Genomic DNA, 23549 nt, shown 5'->3' on the forward strand with positions numbered 1-23549 from the left:
CTAGTTGCCGTTCAGGTCTTGGGAGGTGGGCAGGTAGTAGTCGGTCCAGGCCTTCGGCTCGGTCTTCAGGGTGCCGATCCGGTACAGGTGCTGGGCGAACTTCATGGTGCCCTGCGGCGCCGCGATGAAGTCCATCATCCCAGGCTGCTTCAGCATCTCCATCAGGTCGTCGACGCTGGTCTTGTCGCCGGTGACCTCGCGGTAGATCTCGACCGCGGCGCGCGTGTCCTTGTGGATGAAGTCGACCGCCTCCAGCGTTGCCGCCTTCACCGCCTCGACCACCTTCGGATTGGCGTCGGCGAAGCGGGTGGTGGTGAAGAACTGCGCCTGGGTCAGCGGACCGCCGATGACATCGGGCGAGCGCAGCACCACATGCGTTCCGGGAATGTTCTTCAGCTCGAAGTAGTCGAAGGGCGGGGCCGAGAAATGGCTGGTCACCTCATGCTGCGGGTTGGCCAGCGCCGCCGCCGCGTCGGGATGGCCCAGCTGCACCGTGTTGCCGTCCAGCTTGGCCCACTGGTCCTCGCCGAAGGCCTGGGCGGCCGCCATCTGCAGCAGGATCGCCTGGGTCGAGACGCGGACCGTCGGCACCGCGATCTTGTCGGTCGACCCGAAATCCTGCAGCGACTTGATGTTGGGGTTGCGGCTGAGGAGGTTCAGGGGCAGGGCGGAGGAGGCGACGATGCCCTTCACCCCGCCGCGGGTGCGGTCCCACAGCAGCAGCAGGTTGCCGACGCCGGTGTTGACGATGTCGACGCCGCCGGCCAGCAGCGCGTCGGTCTGGGCGCCGCCGCCCGAGAAGGTGGTCCAGCTGACCTTGAGGTCGGGCAGGCCCAGCGCCGCCGCCTGCTTCTCCACCAGCTTCTGCTTCTCCATGACATGGGCGGCCATGTACAGGATGCCGGGCTGGCGCGAGATGGTGATCTCGGTCTTGTCCTGCGCCAGGGCCGGCGCCGCGGCGGCAAAGGTCCCGGCCAGGGCCAGGGCGGCTGCGCAGAGTCGCATCCACTTCATCCGTGTCTCCTCCACATCCGGCGCTCCGGTCCCCGGCCGGTTGGTCCGGCTTCGGGCTCTTGCGGGCACCTCGGTTCGAGTCGGTGAAACACTAATACATTAGTGCATCGATGGCCAAGCCGAGTTTATCATCGCGATTGCGGGCGCGGCCCGGCCCGGTTCAAATCGCGGGTGGAGAGAACGAGGATTCCAACAGCATGACCGTCACGGCGATCCAGCTCGACCGCGCCCGGCAGGCGGCCCCGCAGGTCTATGAGCGGCTGCGCGAGCAGATCATCGCGCTGGTCCTGGCGCCGGGCTCGGTGCTGGCCCGCAATGAGCTGATGGCGCAATTCGGGGTCAGCCAGACGCCGATCCGCGACGCCCTGCTGCGCCTGGCGGAGGAGGGGCTGGTCGATATCTTCCCGCAGCACGCCACGGTGGTCAGCCCGGTCGACCTGCCGGCGGCACGGCAGGCGCATTTCCTGCGCCGGTCGGTCGAGCTCGAGGTGGTGCGGAGCCTGGCGCAGCGCGAGGACCGGTCCTTCGTGCCGCGGCTGCGGGCGCTGATCGCCCGCCAGCGCAGCATGCTCGACGCCCAGGATCTCGAGGCCTTCGCCGAGACCGACCAGTCGCTGCACCGCCAGCTCTGCGAGGCGGCGGAGGTGCCAGGCCTGTGGGCGCTGATCCGCAGCCGCAGCGGCCATCTCGACCGGCTGCGGCGGCTGCACCTGCCGGCGCCGGGCAAAGCCCAGTCGATCCTGGACGACCACGCCCGGATCCTCGACGCCATCGCCGAGGGCGACGCGGACCGGGCGCAGGAGGCGCTGCGGCAGCATCTGTCCGGGACGCTGGCCCAGGTCGACGAGATCCGCGCCCGCTTCCCGGATTATGTGAGGGGATAGCCTCAGCCCGGACTGCGCTGCTCCCGCCACCAGACATAGGCGCCGGCGGCGACAATGACGGCGCAGCCCAGCAGCGGGCGCGCGCCGATCACGTCGCCGAACACGACCCACCCGAAGGCCAGGCCGTAGATCAGCTGGCTGTACTGGAACGGCGCCAGGGTCGAGGCGGGGGCTTGGCCGAAAGCCGCGATCAGCAGGGTGTGCGACAGCAGGCCCAGCAGCCCCATCGCCAGCATCAGGCCCCAGCCGGCCGCGTCGGGCGGCGTCCAGACGAAAGGCTGCGCCAGGCTCAGCAGCACCGTCCCGACCAGCGCGGTGATGAACAGGGTGGTGCGGGGATCCTCGCCGTCCAGGCGCCGTGTGGCGACCAGGCCGATCGCCCAGAACAGCGCCGCCCCGAAGGCGACCAGGCCGCCGAGGATGCCGACGCCGTCGCCGCTGGGCCAGACGATGATCAGCATGCCGATGAAGCCGGCCGCCACCGCGGCCCAGCGATGCGGGCCGACATGCTCGCCCAGGAACAGCACCGACAGCACGATCACCAGCAGCGGCGCGATGAAGTTGATCGCGAACAGGTCGGCCAGCGGCATCAGGCTGAAGCCGAGGATGGCGAGCATGGCGGAAGCCAGCAGCGCCAGGGCGCGCGCCGCCTGCAGCGTCGGCCGGGCCGTCGCCGCCATCCGCCGGACGCTGGCCGGGCCTGCGATCAGCAGCATCGGCAGCGCATGGAAGGTATAGCGCGCCCAGGTCACCTGGATCGGGTCATAGTCGCCGGTCAGCACCTTGGACACGGTGTCCATGGCGGTGAAGCTGCCCATCGCCGCCAGCATGAGCAGCATGCCGGCGGCGGGGGCGGCCGCGGTCCGCGGCAGGGCGGTCATGGCCTAAAGGGCCGTCAGGGCGTCTGCACGCCCCGCGTGTTCAGGTAGACCGCGCGCAGCGAGGTGGTGGCGCAGATGAACAGGCGGTTCTTCTTGGCTCCGCCGAAGCAGACATTGGCCACCACCTCCGGCACCTTGATCTTGCCGATCAGCGCGCCGTCCGGGGCGTAGCAATGCACGCCGTCGCCGGCGCTGGTCCAGATGTTGCCGTGATGGTCGATGCGGAATCCGTCGAACAGGCCGAAGGTGCAGTCGGCGAAGACCTCGCCGCCGGCCAGCGTGCCGTCGTCGCGGACCTGGAAGCGGCGGATGTGCTTCGGCCCGTCCGGGGTATGGGTGGCACCGGTGTCGGCGACGTAGAGCAGCTTTTCGTCCGGCGAGAAGGCGATGCCGTTCGGCTTGTCGAAATCGGTGGCGATGGCCTTCAGCGTCCCCGATTTCGGGTCGAAGCGGTAGACGTGGCAGCCATCCTGCTCGGGTTCGGACTGGTGGCCTTCATATTCCGACAGGATGCCGTAGGAGGGGTCGGTGAACCACACCGTGTCGTCCGACTTCACCACCACGTCGTTCGGCGAGTTCAGGCGGCGGCCGTTATAGCTGTCGGCCAGCACGGTGATGCGGCCGTCATATTCGGTGCGGCTGACCCGGCGGCCGCCATGCTCGCAGGAGATCAGGCGGCCCTGGCGGTCGCGGGTGTGGCCGTTGGTGTAGTTCGACGGGTTGCGGTAGACGCTGACGCTGCCGTCGGTCTCGTCCCAGCGCATGATCCGGTTGTTCGGGATGTCGCTCCACAAGAGGTAGCGGCCGTCGCCGAACCAGACCGGCCCTTCCGACCAGCGCAGCCCGATGTCGCTGGCCAGCACGTCGATATGGACATTGCCCATGACATAGCCCGCGAAGCGCTTGTCCAGCACCTCGAAACAGGGGTCGAGCATCCCGGTTTCCTCCCTTGGCCCGGGCCTCGCCCGGACGGTCCTATTGATCGGACATAACTGGCCGGAGTGTTGCGCCCCGCCGGAAGCCGTCAACGATTCGGCGGATGAAAAATCGGTCAGAGTGTAGAGCGGCCACCGCGCCCATACAGCACCAGCATCAGGATGATAACGAGGCCGTAGATGATCTGCCGCCCGGCCTCCGGCATCTGCATCACCGACAGCACGCTCTGCAGCAGCACGATCAGGATGGTGCCGACCACGGTGCCGGCGTAGCGGCCCTGGCCGCCCAGGATGTTGGTGCCGCCGATCACCACCGCGGCGATGGCGGGCAGGAGATAGGGGTCGCCCATCGCCTGATAGGCCTTGCTGGAATAGCCGGCGAGGAGGATGCCGGCCAAGGCCGAGCACAGCCCGCACAGGGTGAAGGCGCCGAGGATGACGAGCCGGGTGTTGACGCCGGACAGATAGGCCGCGGCCTCGCGGTTGCCGATCGCGTAGATATAGCGGCCCATCGGCGTGCGGGTCAGCAGGAAGACGATGCCGAGCGACAGCAGGGCCCAGACGAACACCGCCATCGGGATCCCCAGCAGCTCGGTCTTGGCCAGGAACTGCATCGGCGGGGTGGCCATGGTGGTCGGCGAGAAGCCGCCGGTCAGCATCACCATCAGCCCGCGCAGCACGGTGTTGACGCCGAGGGTGAAGATCATCGACGGCACCCGGAGAAAGGCGACGCCGAGCCCGTTGAACAGCCCGACCAGGGCGCCGATGGCGAGGCCGACCGGGATCGCCTCGGGCCCGCCGACCGCGGTCGCCAGCATGGCCGAGGCGGCGACGGTCCAGGGCACCGACAGGTCGATATGGCCCATCAGGATCACCAGCATCATCCCGGCGGCAACGACGCCGAGGAAGGAGGCGACCTTGAGCTGCTGCAGCAGATAGGTCGGCGACAGGAAGGTGGCCGTGCCCTGGGTGATCGCGGTGTAGGCGGTGCCCGCCGCCAGGATCAGGATGACGAAGCCGCAGGCCACCAGGATCGGCCGGTCGATGGAGCGGAGATAGGCTTGCATCGGTCCTCCGCTACCCGAACAGCTGCAGGCGGTTCCTGACCGTGAACACCCGGGCGGCGCCGAGCGAGACCGCGGCCAGCAGGATGATGCCCTCGGACAGCGGCTGCAGCAGCGGGTTGGCCAGGAAGCCGAGGATGCTGTCCTCCGGCACCACGCGGAAGCAGAAGGAGATGGCGCGCAGCACCATGACGCCGACGATCGAGGCCACGGCGCCGCCCGATCCGCCGAACAGCGAGGTGCCGCCGATCACCACCGCGGCGATCGAGTTGAGGGTGTAGCCGCCGGCCATCGGCATGTCGGCGTTGCCGCTGCCGGTCTGCAGCGCCAGGTAGACCCCGGCGATCGCGGCGAACAGCCCGGCCAGGGTGAACGCGGCAAGCTTCGACCGGTCGATGGCGACGCCGGACATGAAGGCCGCCTGCTCCGACGATCCGATGGCGTAGCAGCCGCGGCCGGTCACCGAGTTCTTGAACGGCAGCCAGACCAGCAGCACCACCAGCACGATCAGGATGATCGGCACCGGGATGGCCTGGATCGCCACGAACCAGCCGGGCAGGTCGCCGCCCCACCAGCCATAGGTGTCGGCCACGTCGAACAGCGTGTTGGTGGCGGCCCAGGACAGGTCGCTGTCGACCGCGCCGCCCGGGGTCGGGCGCAGGAACAGGGCGATGCCGATCAGCACGGCCCCGGTCGCCAGCGTGGCGATGATCGGCTGGATCCGGCCGTAGACGACCAGCGCGCCGTTGACGAAGCCGGCCAGCAGGCCGGCGCACAGGCACAGCACGATGCCGAAGGCCAGCTCCCAGCCGCTGCCGGTCAGGAGATGCGAGGCCAGGCAGTTGACCATCGTCATCAGCGGCCCGACGGAGAGGTCGAGCCCGCCCAGCAGCACCGGCACGGTCTGGGCCATCGCCACCAGGGCCAGGGTGAAGGTCTCGTTGGCGTTCTGGACGATCAGGTCGGCGCTGCCGCCGCGCGGATGCTGGTAGGAGTAGAGACCGTAGAACAGCACGAACAGGGCGATGGCGAGCAGCAGGCCGCCCTGGCGCGAGGCACGGTGGAGGAGGGGGATCATGCCGGCACCGCCTCCGCCGCCTGGCCATTGGTTTCGAGGTTGAGCGCGCTGGCGACGATGTTGGTCTCGGTGATGGCCTCGCCCTCCAGCGTCCGGATCACCCGCCCGCCATAGAGAATGAGCACCCGGTCGCAGCAGCCGATCAGCTCGTCATAGTCGGTCGAGTAGAACAGGATCGAGGTGCCGGCAGCGGCCAGGTCGTGCAGCAGCTGGTAGATCTCCTGCTTGGTGCCGACATCGATGCCGCGGGTCGGGTCGTTCAGCAGGACGATGCGGGCCTCGGTCAGCAGCCATTTGGCGATCGCCACCTTCTGCTGGTTGCCGCCGGACAGGGTGCCGACCGCGGCGTCGGCGGAGCCGATCTTGATCCGCAGCGCCTCGACCATGCGGGCAATGCTGTCCGCTTCGCGCTTGCGGTCGATGACGCCGCCACGGGCCATGCCGCCTAGGGCCGCCAGGGTGATGTTCTCGCCGACCGACATCGGCAGCAGCAGCCCCTCGGTCTTGCGGTCCTCCGGGATCAGCGCCATGCGGATGTCGGCGCGCTTGGCCTTGCTCGGGCTGCCGATCCGCACCGGCCGGCCGTCGACCATCACGCTGCCCTCGACCCCGCGCAGCACGCCGAACAGCGCCAGCAGCAGCTCGCGCTGACCCTGGCCGTCCAGCCCGCCGAGGCCGACGATCTCGCCGCGGCCGACGGTCAGGGAGATGTCCGACAGGCGCTGGCCCCAGCGCAGCCCGCGGGTCTCCAGCACCGGGACCGGCGCCTCGGCCCGCACCGGCTTCGGCGGATAGACGTTGTGGATCTCGCGGCCGATCAGCATCCGCACCACCTCGTCGTCGCTGCGCGCGCCGGCCGGGAAGGTGTCGATGTGCCGGCCGTTGCGGAACACCGAGCAGGTGTCGCACAGCGCCTTGATCTCCGGCATGCGGTGGGAAATGTAGAGGATCCCCAGCCCCTCCCGCCGCAGCCGGTGCAGCAGGGCATAGACCTTCTCCACATCCGCCGCGGTCAGGGCCGAGGTCGCCTCGTCGAGGATCAGCAGGCGTGGGTCGCGCCCCAGCGCCTTGGCGATCTCGACCATCTGCCGGCGCGACAGGGGCAGCGCCTTGACCGGCAGCCGCGGATCGATGTCGGAGCAGCCGATCCGCGCCAGCAGCTCCTCCGCCCGCCGCCGCTGGGCCCGGCGGTCGATCAGGCCCAGGCGCCGGGGCGGCCGGGTGATGCAGATGTTGTCGGCGACCGACAGGTCCGGCAGCAGCGACAGCTCCTGGAACACGCAGACGACGCCGGCGGCATTCGCTGCCTGCGGCGAGGCGAAGCTGGCCGGGCGGTCGTCGATCAGCATCTCGCCGGCGCTGGGCTGCACCACCCCGGCGATGATCTTGATCAGCGTGCTCTTGCCGGCCCCGTTCTCGCCCAGAACTCCGTGGATCGACCCGGCCCGGGCCGCGAACTCCACCTCGCGCAGCGCGTGCACGCCGCCGTAATGCTTGCTGACCCCGGTCAGGCGCACCAGCGGCGGCGTGTCGGCGCCGGCCTTCATGTCCGGCGCCACCGCGCTTACTTGTTCTCGGCGGTCTGGGCCATGATCTGCGGCGCCGTGAAGGTGATGCCGCAGGGCTCGAACGCGTTCGGCGCGAAGAAGTCGACCGTCAGGTTCGACCAGTAGTTCTCGCCGTCCTTCAGCGTCTTGTAGTCCGCGACCGGGATCGGGATCGACACCATCTGCGGCATCGTCTCGCCCTTCAGCGCGGCGATCGCCGCCTTGGTGGCGATGGCGACGAGGGCCGGGGACTGGCCGTAGGACAGGCCCTTCAGCCCCTGGCCCTGATACTGGGCGATCTGCTGGCGGAACAGGTTCTCGCCTTCGCCGGCCATCGGCACGAAGGCATGCTTGGCGTCGATCAGCGCCTGCACCGTGCCGTTCGACCCGCCCTGGGTGAAGATGCCGTCGAAATGGCCGTGCACCGCCAGCGCGTCGGCCGTCGCCTTCTGCGAATCGCCCGGCGCCCAGTTGCCGACGACCTCGACGATGTCGAAGGGCTTGCCCGCTTCCTTCATCGTCTTCTGGAAGCCCTCGTGCCGGTCGCGGTCGACCGAGTTGCCGGGCAGGCCGCGGACCTCGAGGATCTTGCCGCCGTTGGGGATGTGCTCGATCAGGAACTTGGCCGACATCACCCCCATCTCGGTCTGATCCTCGTTGATCTGCATCACCTCTTTGGTGTCGAGGACATTGTCGAACGGGATCAGCACGACGTTCTTGCGATTGGCCAGCTTGATCACCCGGTCGAAGCCGGTCGGGCTGACCGCGATGGTGACGATGGCGTCGAAGCCCTGGTTGATGAAGTCCTCGATCGTGCCCAGCTGCGCCGCGGCGTCGGTGCCGGTGGAGACGACCTTGAACTCCTTGATGTCCTTGGCGACGTCGGGCAGGGCCGCATAGGCCTTGGCGGTCTGGATCATCTGGATGCGCCAGATGTTGCCGACGAAGCCGTTGACCAGCGCGATGCGGTACGGCCCCGGGCGGGCGTCCCATTTGAAGAACCTGGTGTCCTTGGCCCAGGGCGCGAAGCATTCGGGCAGATAGCCCGGCCCGTCCACCGTCTTCGGCGCCGCGGCCGCGGGCGCGGTCAGGGCCGTGGTGGAGAGAATGACAGCCGCGGCGACCGCGGCGAAACGGTGAAGCAGCATAGGGTCCTCCCTGATGGGTCTGTCGCCCGCGAACGATTCAAACTCGTCCGACATTTCTTTCAGGTACGATGTTGCGCCGAATCCTCTTTCATCGTCAATTCATCAGACTGAATGCGCCGCTATCCTCTCCGGCCGATGTCGTTCCCATCTCTTCAGGAGGATGGCGCGGCCCAAAAGTCCGACGTAAAGTAGCGGCCGCCCAAGATCCGCCAGGCAAGCCCAAGAACACGTGCGAAACCGATGCCCAGCCCCAGCCTCTTCATCCGCCTGAACCGCGACGACAACGTCGTCCTCGCCCGCGCCGACATCACGCCGGGCACCCCGATCCCGGAGGAGGGCGTGACCACCGCCGGCCACATCCCGGCCGGCCACAAGATGGCGACCCGCCCGATCGCGCAGGGCGAGCCGATCCGCCGCTACAACCAGATCATCGGCTTCGCCACCGAGGCGATCGGCACCGGCGAGCACGTCCATGTCCAGAACTGCGCCATGGGCGATTTCGAGCGCGACTACGCCTTCTGCGCCGACGCCAAGCCGACCGACTATCTGCCGGAGGCCGAGCGCGCGACCTTCCAGGGTTACCGCCGCGCCAACGGCAAGGTCGGCACCCGCAATTACATCGGCATCCTGTCGTCGGTGAACTGCTCGGCCACCACCAGCCGGATGATCGCCGCGCATTTCGAGCGCTCCGGCGTGCTGGAGCAGTTCCCGCATGTCGACGGCGTGGTGGCGATCACCCATTCCACCGGCTGCGGCATGGCGGATTCGGGTGAGGGCTACGACAACCTGCAGCGCACGCTCTGGGGCTATGCCCGCAACCCGAACTTCGCCGGCGTGCTGATGATCGGCCTGGGCTGCGAGGTCAACCAGATCGACTTCCTGCTCGACGCCTATCAGATCGAGCGCGGGCCGCTGTTCCAGACCATGAACATCCAGAATCTGGGCGGCACCCGGAAGACGGTCGACCATTGCATCGCCAAGGTGATGGAGATGCTGCCGGAGGCCGACAAGGCGCGGCGCGAGACCGTGCCCGCCAGCGAGCTGATGGTGGCGCTGCAATGCGGCGGGTCGGACGGCTATTCCGGCATCTCGGCCAACCCGGCGCTGGGCGCCGCGGTCGACCTGCTGGTCCGCCATGGCGGCAGCGCCGTGCTGTCGGAGACGCCGGAGATCTACGGCGCCGAGCACCTCTTGACCCGGCGCGCGGTCAACCGCCAGGTCGGCGAGAAGCTGATCGCCCGGATCAAGTGGTGGGAAGGCTACACCAGCCGCAACGGCGGCGAGATGAACAACAACCCGTCGCCCGGCAACAAGCGCGGCGGCCTGACCACGATCCTGGAGAAGTCGCTGGGCGCTGCGGCCAAGGGCGGCACCACCAACCTGGTCGAGGTCTACAAATACGCCGAGCAGATGACGGCCAAGGGCTTCGTGTTCATGGACACGCCCGGCTACGACCCGGCCTCGGCCACCGGCCAGGTGGCGGGCGGGGCGCAGATCGTCTGCTTCACCACCGGCCGCGGCTCGGTCTCGGGCTTCAAGCCGGCGCCCTGCATCAAGGTCGCCACCAACTCCACCATGTACCGGCACATGGAGGAGGACATGGACATCAACTGCGGCACCATCATCGACGGCGACGAGACCATCGAGCAGGCCGGCCGCCGCATCTTCGAGATGTTCCTGGCCGTGGCCTCGGGCACGCAGACCAAGAGCGAGGCCCAGGGCTTCGGTGACAACGAGTTCGTGCCCTGGCAGATCGGCGCAGTGATGTAGGGCTCGCCGAGTAGGTTGGGTTCGCGGCAGCGAACCCAACATCTCGCAGCAAGGGCGATGCTGGTGTTGGGTTCGCAACGCGAACCCAACCTACGATTTTCGTTGAAGTTGATGTGCGCCCGAAGCGCACAGCCAGATTACGCGGGAAGGGACACCCATGAAGGACTACATCTCCGTCGCGACCTGCCTGCCGGCGGATGCCGACCGCGCCACGCTGGTCGGCCGGGTCTGGCTGCCGCGGGTCGAGGGGCCGGCGGTGGTGGCGCTGCGCGGCGGCCAGGTGATCGACATCACCCGGGCCGCGCCGACCGTCGCCGACCTGATCTCGGCCGCCGACCCGGCCGCGCTGGCCAAGGCCGACGGCCCGGTGATCGGCAGCGTCGCCGACCTGCTGGCCAATGCCGACGAGACCTCGCGCGACACGTCGAAGCCCTGGCCGCTGGCGCCGATCGACCTGCAGGCGGTGAAGGCGGCGGGCGTCACCTTCGTCGCCTCGATGCTGGAGCGGGTGATCGAGGAGCAGGCGCGCGGCGACGCCACCAAGGCCGACTCCATCCGCCAGCGCATCGTCTCGATCATCGGTGACGACCTCGCCGCGATTAAGCCCGGCTCGGCCGATGCGCAGCGGATCAAGGACGTGCTGCTGTCCCAGAACGCCTGGTCGCAGTATCTCGAGGTCGGCATCGGCCCGGACGCCGAGATCTTCACCAAGAGCCAGCCGATGTCCTCGGTCGGCCTCGGCGCCGAGATCGGCATCCTGCCGATCTCGACCTGGAACAACCCGGAGCCCGAGATCGTGCTGGTGGTGGCGCCGAGCGGCAAAGTCGTCGGCGCGACCCTCGGCAACGACGTCAATTTGCGCGACCTCGAAGGCCGCAGCGCCCTCCTGCTCGGCAAGGCCAAGGACAACAACGCCTCCTCCGCGATCGGTCCCTTCATCCGGCTGTTCGACGGCGGCTTCGGCATCGACGACATCCGCAAGGCGGATCTGGCGATGGCGGTGCACGGGCCGGAGGGCTACACGCTCAAGGGCCACAGCTCGATCTCCAAGATCAGCCGCGACCCGCTCGATCTCGCCGGCCAGTTGCTGGGCCCGAACCACCAGTATCCGGACGGGGCGGTGCTGTTCCTCGGCACCATGTTCGCCCCGACCGACGACCGCGACGCGCCGGGCATGGGCTTCACCCACAAGATCGGCGACATCGTCACCATCTCGACCCCAACGCTTGGCATGCTGGTGAACCGGGTGAACCACACCGACAAGATCGCGCCCTGGACCTTCGGCGCCCGGGCCCTGATGGCCAGCCTGGTGAAGCGCGGGCTGCTGTGAAGACGATCCTTTGACGGGGCGCAGGCGCACCCCATATTATGGCCACATGGTCATTTTGGGGTGACGCCGTGAAGAGTGTCTCCGTGGTCGAGGCGAAATCCCGCTTCTCGGCCTTGCTCGCCGAGGTCGAGGCGGGTGAGGAGGTCGCCGTCACCCGGCATGGGAAGGTCGTGGCCAGGCTGGTACCGGAGCGCCAGGGCGTCGCGGCCGACGCCTTTCGCGATTTCTGGTCCGACAACGATGTCGACCTGCAGGCGCCGGAGGATGGACCGGCCGAGACCGTGGCGTCGCTGGACGACTAAGCCATGGCCGGGCTCCACCTCCTGGACACCAACATCCTGATCGCCGCGTTGAAGGGCAGCCCGAGTGTGCGGCAGCGGTTGGAGGACATGCCGCTGGGCGCCTTGCGCCTCTCGGCCATCGTGCTGGGGGAGCTGGAATTCGGTGCGGAGAAAAGCGCGCAAGGAGAGCGGAACCGCGCGCGCCTCGAAGCCCTGGCCCGAAGATTGCCGCTGGTCGGCATCGACTATGACACCACGCGTCGCTATGCCCAGGTGCGGGCATTGCTGGAGCGGCAGGGGACGCCGATCGGCGCGAACGACACCTGGATCGCCGCACAGGCACTCGCGATCGATGCCACGCTGGTGACGGACAATGAACGCGAATTCTCCCGGGTCCCGGAGTTGAGGCTCGAGAATTGGCTATAGCGAGCCGACTCAGTCGAACCGGCTGAAATCCGGCTTCCGCTTCTCCATGAAGGCGGTGAAGGCCTCCTTGGCCTCGGCGGATTTGAGCTGGGCGCCGAAGGCCTCGACCTCGCGGGTCATGGCCTCGCGCACGGCGCTGCGGTGCGGCGCCTGCAGCAGCGCCTTGGTCTGGCGGATCGCGGCCGGGGGCATGGCGGCAAGGCGCGCCGCAAGGGCGTTGAGCTCGGCGTCGAGCGTGGTCTCGGCGACGGTTTTGGTGATCAGCCCCGCCGCCAATGCGGCCTCGGCGTCGAAGCCCTCGCCGGTCAGGAGCCACCAGGCGGCCTTCAGCCGGCCGACGGCTGCCGGCAGCAGCAGGGTGGAGGCGGCCTCCGGCACCAGGCCGAGCTGGACGAAGGGCAGCTGGAACCGGGCCGAGGGCGTGGCCAGAACCACGTCGCAATGCAGCAGCATGGTGGTGCCGATGCCGATCGCGGCGCCGCGGACCCCGGCGACCAGCGGCTTGGGAAAGCTGGCCAGGACATCGAGGAAATCCAGCACCGGCTGCATCCCGGCCGGTCTGCCGCTGGCGAGGAAATCCGCGATGTCGTTGCCGGCGGAGAAGTCGTCGCCGCCCCGGAGAACCACGACGCGCACCGACCGGGCCGTGGCCGCGGCGCGCAGCGCGGCGGTCAGCGCCTCGTACATGGCGCGGTTGATCGCGTTCTTCTTCTCCGGCCGGTTGAGCCGGATCGTCATGACCGGGCCCGTGGTGCCGGTCAGAACCGGGTCGGCCATGGCGTCATCCTTCCAGGATGTGAGAGAGGCCCAGGCTAGTCGGTTGTACCCGGGTGAGTCGATGCGGGAGGCGACCCGACCAATCCGCGGGCGGCGGCGACGCCGGTGGCGAAGCAGCCCTGCAGCAGGTAGCCGCCGGTCGGCGCCTCCCAGTCCAGCATCTCGCCGCAGACGAAGACGCCAGACAGGGCCTTCAGCTCAAGATTGGAGGTGAGGGCGTCGAGACGGATGCCGCCGGCGGTGGAGATGGCGCGGTCGAGCGGCCGGATGCCGGTGATGGGCAGTGGAATCGCCTTGATCGCGGCGGCCATTGCTTCGGGCGTCGCCAAAGCCTCGGGCGGAAAGCCCTCACGCAGCAGGGAATAGGCCGGGCCGGTCAGCGACAGGGCCCGGCGCAGCCGGTTCGGGGCGCTGTCGCTGCTGCCGGTGCGGTCCAGCCGGCCGGCGATCTCCGCTGCAGTCATGTCCGGCCGCAGGTCGAGCGCCAGCACCGCGCCGCCGTCCCGCGTGACCGCCTCGCGCAATTCGGCTCCGAGCGCGTAGACGGCGCCGCCTTCCAGGCCGGTGGCGGCGATCACCGCCTCGCCGCGCACGGTGCGGCCGGCGAAGGACAGGGCGATGCGCTTCAAGGGCGTGCCGGCGAAGCGGTCGCGCAGATGCGACGACCAGGCGATCTCGACGCCGGCATTGGCCGGAAGCAGCGGCGCGATGTCGACGCCGCGCGCCGCCAGGATCGGCGCCCAGCCGCCGTCGCCGCCCAGCCGCGGCCAGCTGGCGCCGCCGAGGGCCAGGATGGTGGCGTCGGCTTCGGCCTCGAACTCGCCTTCCGGCCCGCGCAGGATCGGCCGGTTGTCATCGGTGAGGCCGATCCAGTCATGCCGGGTCCGGACCTCGACGCCGAGCTGTGCCAGCCGGCCCAGCCAGGCGCGGAGCAGGGGAGAGGCCTTCAGGCTCTCCGGGAACACCCGGCCGCTGGAGCCGACGAAGGTCGGGACGCCGAGATCCAGGCTCCAGGCCCGCAGGTCGTCGGGCGTGAAGGCGCGCACCAGCGGTTCCATCCAGCCCTGCACCGCGCCGTAGCGGGCGACGAAGCGGTCCAGCGGCTCGGAATGGGTCAGGTTCAGCCCGCCACGCCCGGCCATCAGGAGCTTGCGCCCGACCGTCGGCATGCGGTCGTAGACGGTCACCTGCCGCCCGGCCTCGGCCAGGCGCTGCGCGGCGATCAGGCCGGCGGGGCCGCCGCCGATGATGGTGATGGATCGGGACATGGCGCGGACCCTAGCAGCCTGCGCCGGATTGGCGAGTCCTGTTCCGCGCCGGGAGATCATTCCGGGAACCGCCCGCGGCCGGCCGCGATTGGACTCGGTGCGGGCACCGGCCCATCCGCGAAGCAGCAACGGAGGCAACGTGGCGACGCCACCCGGCCCCCAGACTCGGCCATCCGACCAGCCGCCCCGCGCGAAGGGCACCGTCGTCGTCACCGGCAGCAGCGGTTTCCTCGGCCGGGCGATCATCCGCCGGCTGGCGGAACGCTACGACGTGGTCGGGCTGGATTCCGTCCTGCCGCCGACACCCGCGGCATCCTTCGAGGCGATCCGCGTCGACCTGACCTCGGATGCCAGCGTGGCGGCGGCGCTGCAGCGGATCCGCGCCGGCCATGGTGGCCGGATCGCCTCGGTGATCCATCTCGCCGGCTATTACGACCTGTCGGGCGAGCCGAGTCCGAAATACGAGGCGGTGACGATCCGCGGCACCGAGCGGCTGCTGCGCGGGCTGCAGGAGTTCGAGACCGGGCAGTTCGTCTTCGCCAGCACCATGCTGGTCCATGCGCCCTGCGCCATCGGCGAGCGGATCGACGAGGAGTCGCCGATCCGGCCGAAGACGCCCTATCCGCAGTCGAAGGCCGACACCGAGGCGCTGATCCGGCAGCAGCACGGCGACGTCCCGATCGCGATCCTGCGGCTGGCCGGCGTCTATGACGAGCAGTGTCACGCCGCCTTCCTGGCCCAGCAGATCGCCAACATCTTCGAGCGCCATCCGGTCAGCGGCCTGTATCCGGGCGATCCCGACAAGGGGCAGCCTTATCTGCATCTCGAGGACCTGGTCGACGCGATCGACCGGCTGGTCGAGCGCCGCCGCGACCTGCCGCCCGACGTGACCCTGCTGCTCGGCGAGGAGGAGACGCCGAGCTACGGCGACCTCCAGCGCCGCATCGGCAGGGAGCTGCACGGCGAGGCCTGGGAGACGCAGGAGATCCCCAAGACCCTGGCCAAGACCGGGCAGTGGCTGCAGGAGGACGTGCTGGGGCACGATCCCTTCATCCAGCCCTGGATGATCGACCAGGCGAGCGACCATTACGCGCTCGACATCTCCCGCGCCCGGGCGCTGCTCGGCTGGCAGCCCCGCCATTCGCTGTCAGCCGTGCTGCCCGCCATGCTGGCGGCGCTGAAGGCCGATCCGCCCGGCTGGTACCGGGCCAACAAGCTGAACGCGGCCAAGGTCGCGGCCTCCGAGCCGGTGCTCGACAGGATCGAGCAGAGCGGCGCGCCCGCCGCCCGGAGCCACGAAGAGGTCGAGGCGGATCTCGCCGAGCATCACATGCGGACGCTGTGGGCGCATCTGGTGGTCATGGCGCTCGGCCTCTGGCTGCTCATCGGCCCCTTCACCCACGGCGTGTTCGAGCCCGGCGCGGCGCCGGCGCCTCCGGCCGCCGGCCATCCGCTGCCGCCGCCGGAGATCCGCGACGCCTGGCTGGCCGCCAGCGACATGATCTCGGGCGCCGCCATCATCCTGCTCTCGATCCTGGCGATGGCGCGGCCGCGCTCCTGGGTGCAATGGGTCACGGCCGCGGTCGGGATCTGGCTGGCCCTGGCGCCGCTGGTGTTCTGGACCGTCAGCCCCACCGCCTATGCGCTGGACACGCTGATCGGCGCCTTCGTCGTCGCCTTCGCGGTGATGGTGCCGGCGCCGCCGGGGATCAGCCGGGGCGCACTGGCCTCGCCCTCCGACCTGCCGCTCGGCTGGTCCTATTCGCCCTCGACCCACACCCAGCGCGTGCCGATCCTGGCCATGGCGCTGATCGGGCTCCTGGTGTCGCGCTATCTGGCCGCCTATCAGCTCGGCCATATCGACTCGGTCTGGGATCCGGTGTTCAGCGGCGGCACGACGGGGGCGGAGAACGGCACCGCGGCGGTCATCACCTCCGACGTTTCGAAGGCCTTCCCGATCGCCGATGCCGGCTTCGGCGCCTTCGCCTATCTGCTCGACATCCTGACCGGCGCGATCGGGGATCGGCGGCGCTGGCGCACCATGCCCTGGATCGTGCTGATCTTCGGCCTGCTGATCGTGCCGCTGGGCATGGTCAGCGTCGGCTTCATCATCATCCAGCCGACCGTCATCGGCGCCCTGTGCCTGCTGTGCATCGCCCAGACGGTGCTGACGGTGCTGATGATGCCCTATTCGGTCGACGAGGTCTGGGCCTCCGCCCAGTTCCTGCTGCAGAGCCGCCGCGCCGGACGGCCGTTCTGGCGCACCCTGTTCCGCGGCGGGCCGCCGCTGCAGGAGGAACGGGACCCGTCGCCGGATCTCGACGCGCCCTTCGCCAAGGTCGCGCACAACTTCATCAGCGGCGGCGTGTCCTATCCCTGGACCCTGGTCGCCAGCGTCGCCGTCGGCATCTGGCTGATGGCGACCGGGACGCTGCTCGGCACCGAGCCGCCGCTGGCCTATGGCGACCACGTGGCGGGATGCCTCGTCATCACCATCGCGGTGATCGCGATGGCGGAGGTGGCGCGGCCGCTGCGCTTCCTGAACGTGGCGCTCGGCCTCTGGGCCGCCCTGTCGCCTTTCCTGCTCGACGGCGCCGGGACCGCGGCCATGATCGCCGACATCGTCGCCGGCCTCGGCCTGGCCCTGCTCAGCCTGCCGCGCGGCAAGCTGAGCGCGGATCATTACGGCGGCTGGGACCGGTTCATCGTGTGAGAGACCGCTCAGTCGTCGTGATGCGCCTCGATCAGCTTGCGCTCGACCGAGCGCAGGTGCCGGCGCATGGCCCGCCCGGCGGCCTCCAGGTCGCGCTCGGCGATGGCGTCGACGATGGCGTCGTGCTCGGCGAAACTGTGATGGTCGGCCGGCGGCCGCGGGATGTCGGCGCGCAGCCGGCCCCAGACCACCGTCCGCCGCACCGTGTTCAAGAGGTCGAACAGCGCCACCAGCACGGTGTTGCGGGTCGCCTCAGCGATCAGGCGATGCAGCTGGTTGTCGAGCGTCTCGTATTGCCGCCAGCTCTCCGCCGTGCGGGTCTTGGCGATGACGAGGCGCAGCTTGCGCAGGTCGTCGGCCGAGGCGTGCAGCGCCGCCTCCTGCGCGATCTGCGGCTCCACCAGCAGCCGCGCCCGCATCACCGCGGCGGGGGAGGTGCGCGACGCGATCGCCGCCGCGTCGTCGACCTCCTCGATCGGCCGCGACCCCAGGAAGGTGCCCTTGCCGACATGGCGCCAGATCTGCCCCTCGGCCTCCAGTGCCGCCAGGCCCTTGCGCAGCTCGCCGCGCGAGAGGCCGAGCGTCTCGCACAGCTCGCGTTCCGGCGGCAGCCTGCCGTCGGAGGGCAGGGCCTGCTGGGCGAGATAGGCGCGAAGCTGGGTGAGGGCGCCCTGGCCCTGGTCGTGATCGAGCGACATGGTCAAACCAATTTCCATATTGGTTCAGGCTTAGCGAATTTCGACTGGCCCGGTCAAGTCGAGGATTGACCGGAATTGCTCGGCCTGTTAACCAATATGTGATTGGTTAAAGAATAATCCGAACATTGGTCAAAGCGCGGGCGCACAAGCCCGCCGATGCAAGGGAGGAGAGAGCCATGACGTGCCTTGCCACCCGAATCACCCGCCGCGCCGCGGGTTTCGTGTTCGCCCTGCTGCTGGCGATGCCGCTGTCCGCCAGTGCGGCGGACCCGGTCCGGATCGCCTTCGGCGACATCCCGTCGGTCGAGAGCCTGAACTTCCTGATCGCGATCGAGCGGACCCGCGCCCGCGGCGTCCCGGTCGAGCTGACCTTCTTCAAATCCGAGGACATCGCCGCCCAGGCCGTGGTCAGCGGCCAGGCCGATATCGGCGTCGGCACACCCTATGCGCTGCTGCAGAAGGTCGGGGCGCCGATCCGGCTGTTCTTCCAGATGAGCACGCTGCGCTTCTATCCGGTGGTGAACACCGAGTTCTACCAGGACTGGAAGGACCTGGACGGCCAGGAGGTGGCGGTGCATTCCCGCGGCTCCGGCACCGAGGCGATCATGATGCTGATGGCCCAGCGCAACGGCATCAAATACGGCAAGGTCAGCTACGTGCCGGGGTCGGAGGTCCGCACCGGCGCCCTGCTGCAGGGCGCGGTCAAGGCCACGATCGTCGATTCCGCCGGCTGGCGCCTGCTGCAGGAGAAGGGCGGCGGCAAGTTCAAGCTGCTCGAGGTCGGCGACGTCCAGGCCACCGACGAAGCGTTGTTCGCCAACACCGAGTTCCTGGAGAGCAACGCCGAGGCCGCCGGCATCCTGGCCGAGGAGCTGCTGAACACCTGGCGCGAGATTGCCGCCAATCCGGCCGTCGTCGGCGACCTGCGCAAGACTCACAAGCTGCTGGCCGACCTGCCGGCCGAGCTCGAGCCCGAGATCGTGCCCTTCTACCAGGACTCCGTCGCCGCCGGCATGTACCCGCTGAACGGCGGCGACGAGGCGGCGGTGAAGGACGATTTCGCCTTCTACGCCGTCGCCGGCCAGCTGCAGGGCGACCCGGCCACGCTGAAGGTCGAGGATTTCTGGACCTTCGCGCCGCTGAACAAGGCGCTGGAGAAGGTCGTCCGGAAATGACGGGTGCCGCCGTCGCCGAAGCCGGGCGGAGAGGCAGCGTCCTCGCCGCCCTGGCCGCCGACCCGCTGTTCTGGCGCCTCGCCTCGATCGTCGTCTTGTGCGGCGGGTGGGAGATCGCGGGCCGGATCCCGGTCAACTACGCGCTGCCTTCGTTCAGCGCCACCGCCGCGGCCTTCTGGCGGCTGGTGATGGATGGCAGCCTGATCACGGCCTATCTCGACACGCTGCAGCCGCTGCTGCTGGGCCTCGTCATTTCCGCTGTGGCGGGGATCGGCTGCGGCGTCGCCATGGGGCTGAACCGCAGCCTGGAATGGGCCGGGGCGCCGATCTTCATCGTCATGCAGGCCGCGCCGATGGCGGCGCTGATCCCGCTGACCACCTTCGTCTACGGCATCGGCCTGACCGCCAAGGTCATCGCCGTGGTCATGCTGGCCCTGCCGGTGATCGTGCTGAACAGCTACCAGGCGGTGCGTCATGTCGGGCCGTCGCTGGTCGACATGGCCCGGTCCTTCATGGCCAACCGCCGGCAGATCGTGCGCAAGATCGTGATCCCGGACGCCAGCCCGATGATATTCGCCGGCCTCAGGCTCGGCATCTCGGCCGGCTTCATCGGCGTGGTGCTGGCCGAGCTGCTGATCACCCCGACCGGGATCGGCGACCTGATCACCTATCACCGCTCGGTCGCCGACTATCCGGAGATGTACGCGACCATCGCCTCGATCATCCTCTTCGCCGCGGTGACAGTGGGGGCGCTGCAGCGGCTCGAGGTCGCCCTGTTCCGGCCGGAAAAGCGAGGACAGCCATGAGCAAGAGCAGCGCCGCCATGCCGTTGCCGCGCGATCACGCAATGACGGAGCCGGCCGAGCCCGCGGTCGAGGTCCGCGGCATCGTCAAGCGCTACGGCACCCAGGTCGTGGCGCTGGACGGCGTCTCCCTGGCCTTCCGTGCCGGCGAGCTGACCAGCCTGCTGGGCCCTTCCGGCTGCGGCAAGACCACGCTGCTCAAGATCATCGCCGGGCTGATGCAGCCGACCGCCGGCGAGGTGCTGGTCCGCGGCCGCACGGTCGCCGCGCCAGGGCCGGACCGCGCCTTCGTGTTCCAGGATTTCGCCCTGATGCCCTGGGCCACGGTGCTGCGCAACGTCGCCTTCGGCCTGGAGCTGAAGGGCGTGCCCAGGGCCGAGCGCGAGGAGACGGCCCGCCGCCACATCGCCCGGGTCGGCCTCGCCGGCTTCGAGGACCGCTATCCGCACCAGCTGTCCGGCGGCATGCGCCAGCGCGTCGGCCTGGCCCGGGCGCTCGCGGTCGATGCCGAGGTGCTGCTGATGGACGAGCCGTTCAGCGCCGTCGACGAGCAGACAAGGCGCAAGTTCCAGGAGGACCTGCTGGCGCTGTGCCGCGAGGAGTACAAGACCTTCATCGTCGTCACCCATTCGATCGAGGAGGCGGTCTACCTCTCCGACCGCATCGTCCTGTTGTCGCCGCGGCCCGGCCGGGTGTCGGAGATCGTGGTGCCGGAGATCCCGCGCCAGGGCACGCCCGACGAGATCCGCCGCGACCCCGTCTACATCGATACGGTCGAGGACATCTGGCGCGGCCTGCGGCGCTATGTGGAGTAGGGGGCCATGACCGTCTTCGGCCACCGCATCCCGATGATGGCGTCGCTGATCCTCTGGGCCCTGGCCTGGGAGATCGTGGGCCGGCTCGGCCTCGTCCTGCTGTTCCCGCCCTTCACCGAGGTCGTCGCGGCGCTGTTCACCGTGGTGCCGACGCAAAGCTTCCTCGACGCCGCCCTGATCACGGTCGTCAGCTTCGTCCTCGGCATGGCGCTCGCCATCGCCGTCGGCGTGCCGCTCGGCGCGCTGATGGGTCGCTTCACCGCGGTCGACCAGTTCGCCGGCATGTGGGTCAACCTGTTCGTCAGCGCGCCGCTCTCGGCGCTGGTGCCGGTGATCATGCTGCTGTTCGGCATGGGCACCGCCACGGTCGTGGTCACCGTCTTCCTGTTCGCCGTCTGGATCATCGCGCTCGACACCCGCGCCGGCATCCGGCACGTGCCGCCATCGCTGGTGGAGATGGCGCATTCCTTCGGCGCGACACGCTGGCAGACCACCAGCCGGATCCTGCTGCTGGCCGCGCTCCCGGAGATCCTGGCCGGCATCCGGGTCGGGCTGATCCGCGGCGTCAAGGGCGTGGTGGTCGGGCAGCTGCTGGTGTCGATCATCGGCTTCGGCGCGCTGTTCGAGCTCTATTCCCGCAACTTCCTGATGGCCGAGTTCTGGGCCCTGACACTGGTCCTCTTCGCCTTCGCGCTCGTCCTCTCCGGGCTGGTCTCCCGGCTCGAGCACCGCATCGCCTATTACGCAGGAGTACGACAGTCATGAACATGGCCTCGCCCGGGACCACCGAGTTCGTCATCGCGCCGCCGCCCGTCCCGGCGCTGCCCGTGCTCGGCACCGGCCGGCTGTTCCCGGTGCACCGCGTCTACTGCGTCGGCCGCAACTACGCGGCGCATGCGGTGGAGATGGGCCACGACCCGGACCGCGAGCCGCCGTTCTTCTTCCAGAAGAACCCGTCCAACCTGCGCACCGACGGCCGCTTCCCCTATCCGTCGGCAACCTCCGACGTGCATCACGAGGTCGAGCTGGTGGTGGCACTGAAGTCCGGCGGCCGCGACATCCCGCTCGAGAGCGCGCTCGACCATGTCTTCGGCTATGCCGTCGGGCTCGACATGACCCGGCGCGACCTGCAGGGCGAGGCCAAGAAGCTCGGCCGTCCCTGGGAGGTCGGCAAGGCCTTCGAGCATTCGGCGCCCTGCGGCCCGATCCGGACGGTCGCGGAGATCGGTCATCCGGCCGCCGGCATCGTCTGGCTCGACGTCAACGGCCAGCGCCGGCAGGAGGGCGACCTGAACCAGATGATCTGGAAGGTGCCGGAGATGATCTCCTACCTCTCCGGCCTGTTCGAGCTGCAGCCGGGCGACCTGATCTTCTCCGGCACGCCGGCCGGGGTCGGCGCGGTGGTCCGCGGCGACGAGATGGTCGGCCACGTCGACGGCGTCGGCGAGATCCGGGTGGCAGTGGTTTGACCGGGGCGGTCGGGTCCGCGGGGGGCGGGCCCGACCTGCTCTACCCGAAGTTCAGCATCACGTGGCGGACGACCGTGTAGTCCTCCAGCCCGTACATCGACATGTCCTTGCCGTAGCCGGACATCTTCAGCCCGCCATGCGGCATCTCGCTGGTCAGGGTGAAATGCGCGTTCACCCAGACGCAGCCATATTGCAGCCGGGCCGCGGTCTTCAGCGCCGTCTTCACATTGCTGGTCCAGACCGAGGAGGCGAGGCCGTAGTCGCTGTCATTGGCCCAGGCGATGGCAGCGTCCGGGTCATCGAAGCGGGTGACCGAGACCACCGGGCCGAACACCTCCTTGCGCACGATCTCGTCGGTCTGCAGGGCGCCGGCCACCAGGGTGGGCTTGAAGAAGTAGCCACCGCCCTCGGCCTTGCCGCCGCCGGTCACGATCTCGGTGTGCTTCTGCGCCGCCGCGCGCTCGACGAAGCTGGCCACCCGGTCGCGCTGGCGCTCGCTGATCAGCGGTCCCAGCTCGGTCGCCGCATCGTCTGGGGAACCGTATTTCAGGCTGGCGACGGCGCCGGCCAGGTCGGCCACCAGCCGGTCATAGATCTTCGGCCCGGCATAGATGCGGCAGGCGGCGGTGCAGTCCTGCCCGGCATTGTAGAAGCCGCCGGCGCGCACGCCCGCGACCACGGCGTCGATGTCGGCATCGTCGAACACCAGCACCGGCGCCTTGCCGCCGAGCTCGAGATGGGTGCGCTTCAGGCTCTTGGCCGCCGCCTGCAGCACCTTCTGGCCGGTGGCGATGTCGCCGGTCAGCGACACCATGCGCACCTGCGGGTGGCTGGTCAGGGCCGAGCCCACGGTCTCGCCGCGGCCGGTGACGATGTTGATCACGCCCTTGGGGAAGATCTCGGCCAGCGTGCGGCCCAGCTTCAGCGCGGTCAGCGGCGTCTGCTCCGACGGCTTCATCACCACCGTGTTGCCGGCGGCCAGGGCCGGGGCGACCTTCCAGGCCAGCATCATCAGCGGGTAGTTCCAGGGCGCGATCGACCCGACCACGCCGATCGGGTCGCGCCGGATCATGCTGGTGTGGTTGGCGACGTATTCGCCCGCGGCCGAGCCGGTCAGGCAGCGCGTGGCGCCGGCGAAGAAGCGGAAGGTGTCGATGATCGCCGGCAGCTCGTCCTCCAGCACCCGGGCATAGGGCTTGCCGCAGTTCAGCGATTCCAGCCGGGCGAAGGCCTCGGCCTCGCGCTCGATCGCATCGGCCAGCCGCAGCAGATGCCCGGCACGCTGCGCCGGCGTGGTGACCGACCAGCCCTCGAAGGCGCGGGCGGCGGCGGCCACCGCGGCGTTGAGTTGGGCCTGCGAGGCCTCCGGCACCTCGACGATCAGCTTGCCCGTCGCCGGGTTCAGCACCTGCTCGGCCTGGCCTTCGCCCTTGGCCAGGGCGCCGTCGATCAGAAGCTCGATGTCCATGGAAT

General features: G+C 69.3%; 22 protein-coding genes. 11 read left to right on the forward strand and 11 right to left on the reverse strand.

The window, feature by feature from the left end; translation table 11 throughout:
* Entirely contained in the window at nucleotides 1-1014 is a 1014-nt protein-coding gene (locus tag ACFW16_RS23380) for an ABC transporter substrate-binding protein (RefSeq protein ID WP_380309518.1), read from the reverse strand.
* Nucleotides 1015-1211: 197 nt separating this feature from the next.
* On the opposite strand from ACFW16_RS23380, the gene ACFW16_RS23385 reads away from it, so the two are divergent.
* Nucleotides 1212-1898 (forward strand): GntR family transcriptional regulator, encoded by a 687-nt coding sequence (locus ACFW16_RS23385; protein ID WP_380309520.1) that lies wholly within the window; start codon nucleotides 1212-1214, stop codon nucleotides 1896-1898.
* A 2-nt stretch (nucleotides 1899-1900) separates the two neighbouring features.
* Here the strand turns inward: ACFW16_RS23385 and ACFW16_RS23390 are convergent, their stop codons facing one another.
* The 6 genes from ACFW16_RS23390 to ACFW16_RS23415 form a co-directional block, all read right to left on the reverse strand.
* Entirely contained in the window at nucleotides 1901-2779 is an 879-nt protein-coding gene (locus ACFW16_RS23390; protein ID WP_380309523.1) for a DMT family transporter, read from the reverse strand.
* 14 nt (nucleotides 2780-2793) lie between these two features.
* Nucleotides 2794-3714, reverse strand: coding sequence for an SMP-30/gluconolactonase/LRE family protein (locus tag ACFW16_RS23395; protein ID WP_380309525.1), 921 nt, complete (start codon nucleotides 3712-3714; stop codon nucleotides 2794-2796).
* 116 nt (nucleotides 3715-3830) lie between these two features.
* The gene (locus ACFW16_RS23400; RefSeq protein ID WP_380309527.1) at nucleotides 3831-4781 is read right to left on the reverse strand and encodes an ABC transporter permease; all 951 of its coding nucleotides are present in this window, start codon (nucleotides 4779-4781) and stop codon (nucleotides 3831-3833) included.
* A gap of 10 nt (nucleotides 4782-4791) precedes the next feature.
* A complete protein-coding gene (locus tag ACFW16_RS23405) occupies nucleotides 4792-5856 on the reverse strand; it encodes an ABC transporter permease (protein ID WP_380309528.1) in 1065 nt (354 codons plus the stop codon).
* On the reverse strand, nucleotides 5853-7403 hold the full coding sequence (locus ACFW16_RS23410; protein WP_380309530.1) for a sugar ABC transporter ATP-binding protein: 1551 nt from the start codon (nucleotides 7401-7403) through the stop codon (nucleotides 5853-5855). Before ACFW16_RS23410 ends, ACFW16_RS23405 begins: the two co-directional genes overlap by 4 nt.
* 17 nt (nucleotides 7404-7420) lie before the next feature.
* Nucleotides 7421-8551, reverse strand: coding sequence for a sugar ABC transporter substrate-binding protein (locus ACFW16_RS23415; RefSeq protein WP_380309532.1), 1131 nt, complete (start codon nucleotides 8549-8551; stop codon nucleotides 7421-7423).
* Between the two features lie 240 nt (nucleotides 8552-8791).
* Here ACFW16_RS23415 and ACFW16_RS23420 point away from each other — a divergent pair, with 240 nt between their 5' ends.
* The 4 genes from ACFW16_RS23420 to ACFW16_RS23435 all read left to right on the forward strand — a co-directional run bounded on the left by ACFW16_RS23420 (nucleotide 8792) and on the right by ACFW16_RS23435 (nucleotide 12358).
* A complete protein-coding gene (locus ACFW16_RS23420; RefSeq protein WP_380309534.1) occupies nucleotides 8792-10321 on the forward strand; it encodes a UxaA family hydrolase in 1530 nt (509 codons plus the stop codon).
* A 157-nt stretch (nucleotides 10322-10478) separates the two neighbouring features.
* On the forward strand, nucleotides 10479-11651 hold the full coding sequence (locus tag ACFW16_RS23425) for a fumarylacetoacetate hydrolase family protein (RefSeq protein WP_380309536.1): 1173 nt from the start codon (nucleotides 10479-10481) through the stop codon (nucleotides 11649-11651).
* 68 nt (nucleotides 11652-11719) lie between these two features.
* Nucleotides 11720-11953: a type II toxin-antitoxin system Phd/YefM family antitoxin gene (locus ACFW16_RS23430; protein WP_380309538.1), complete on the forward strand. Its 234-nt coding sequence runs from the start codon at nucleotides 11720-11722 to the stop codon at nucleotides 11951-11953.
* A gap of 3 nt (nucleotides 11954-11956) precedes the next feature.
* Nucleotides 11957-12358 (forward strand): PIN domain-containing protein, encoded by a 402-nt coding sequence (locus ACFW16_RS23435; RefSeq protein ID WP_380309540.1) that lies wholly within the window; start codon nucleotides 11957-11959, stop codon nucleotides 12356-12358.
* Between the two features lie 9 nt (nucleotides 12359-12367).
* On the opposite strand, the gene ACFW16_RS23440 is transcribed toward ACFW16_RS23435, so the two are convergent.
* Together ACFW16_RS23440 and ACFW16_RS23445 are read right to left on the reverse strand one after the other, a co-directional pair.
* Nucleotides 12368-13135 carry an enoyl-CoA hydratase-related protein gene (locus ACFW16_RS23440; RefSeq protein ID WP_380309542.1) on the reverse strand — a complete coding sequence of 256 codons (768 nt, stop codon included), beginning with the start codon at nucleotides 13133-13135 and terminating at the stop codon, nucleotides 12368-12370.
* Nucleotides 13136-13170: 35 nt separating this feature from the next.
* The gene (locus ACFW16_RS23445; protein ID WP_380309544.1) at nucleotides 13171-14403 is read right to left on the reverse strand and encodes a TIGR03862 family flavoprotein; all 1233 of its coding nucleotides are present in this window, start codon (nucleotides 14401-14403) and stop codon (nucleotides 13171-13173) included.
* Nucleotides 14404-14542: 139 nt separating this feature from the next.
* On the opposite strand from ACFW16_RS23445, the gene ACFW16_RS23450 reads away from it, so the two are divergent.
* Nucleotides 14543-17116: an NAD-dependent epimerase/dehydratase family protein gene (locus tag ACFW16_RS23450; protein ID WP_380309546.1), complete on the forward strand. Its 2574-nt coding sequence runs from the start codon at nucleotides 14543-14545 to the stop codon at nucleotides 17114-17116.
* A gap of 8 nt (nucleotides 17117-17124) precedes the next feature.
* On the opposite strand, the gene ACFW16_RS23455 is transcribed toward ACFW16_RS23450, so the two are convergent.
* On the reverse strand, nucleotides 17125-17814 hold the full coding sequence (locus tag ACFW16_RS23455; protein ID WP_380309548.1) for a FadR/GntR family transcriptional regulator: 690 nt from the start codon (nucleotides 17812-17814) through the stop codon (nucleotides 17125-17127).
* Between the two features lie 176 nt (nucleotides 17815-17990).
* Here ACFW16_RS23455 and ACFW16_RS23460 point away from each other — a divergent pair, with 176 nt between their 5' ends.
* From ACFW16_RS23460 to ACFW16_RS23480, 5 genes are read left to right on the forward strand one after another with little or no spacing between them, the layout of a single operon-like run.
* Entirely contained in the window at nucleotides 17991-18989 is a 999-nt protein-coding gene (locus ACFW16_RS23460; RefSeq protein WP_380309550.1) for an ABC transporter substrate-binding protein, read from the forward strand.
* Complete coding sequence (locus ACFW16_RS23465) at nucleotides 18986-19795, forward strand: ABC transporter permease (protein ID WP_380309552.1); 810 nt, start codon at nucleotides 18986-18988, stop codon at nucleotides 19793-19795. Before ACFW16_RS23460 ends, ACFW16_RS23465 begins: the two co-directional genes overlap by 4 nt.
* Entirely contained in the window at nucleotides 19792-20607 is an 816-nt protein-coding gene (locus ACFW16_RS23470; RefSeq protein ID WP_380309554.1) for an ABC transporter ATP-binding protein, read from the forward strand. Before ACFW16_RS23465 ends, ACFW16_RS23470 begins: the two co-directional genes overlap by 4 nt.
* A gap of 6 nt (nucleotides 20608-20613) precedes the next feature.
* On the forward strand, nucleotides 20614-21372 hold the full coding sequence (locus ACFW16_RS23475) for an ABC transporter permease (protein ID WP_380309556.1): 759 nt from the start codon (nucleotides 20614-20616) through the stop codon (nucleotides 21370-21372).
* A complete protein-coding gene (locus tag ACFW16_RS23480; protein WP_380309558.1) occupies nucleotides 21369-22076 on the forward strand; it encodes a fumarylacetoacetate hydrolase family protein in 708 nt (235 codons plus the stop codon). Before ACFW16_RS23475 ends, ACFW16_RS23480 begins: the two co-directional genes overlap by 4 nt.
* Nucleotides 22077-22116: 40 nt before the next feature.
* Here ACFW16_RS23480 and ACFW16_RS23485 read toward each other — a convergent pair whose 3' ends face one another.
* On the reverse strand, nucleotides 22117-23544 hold the full coding sequence (locus ACFW16_RS23485) for a gamma-aminobutyraldehyde dehydrogenase (protein WP_380309560.1): 1428 nt from the start codon (nucleotides 23542-23544) through the stop codon (nucleotides 22117-22119).
* Between the last annotated feature and the right edge of the window lie 5 nt (nucleotides 23545-23549).

The organism is Inquilinus sp. NPDC058860, assembly GCF_042743185.1.
Lineage (GTDB): Bacteria > Pseudomonadota > Alphaproteobacteria > DSM-16000 > Inquilinaceae > Inquilinus.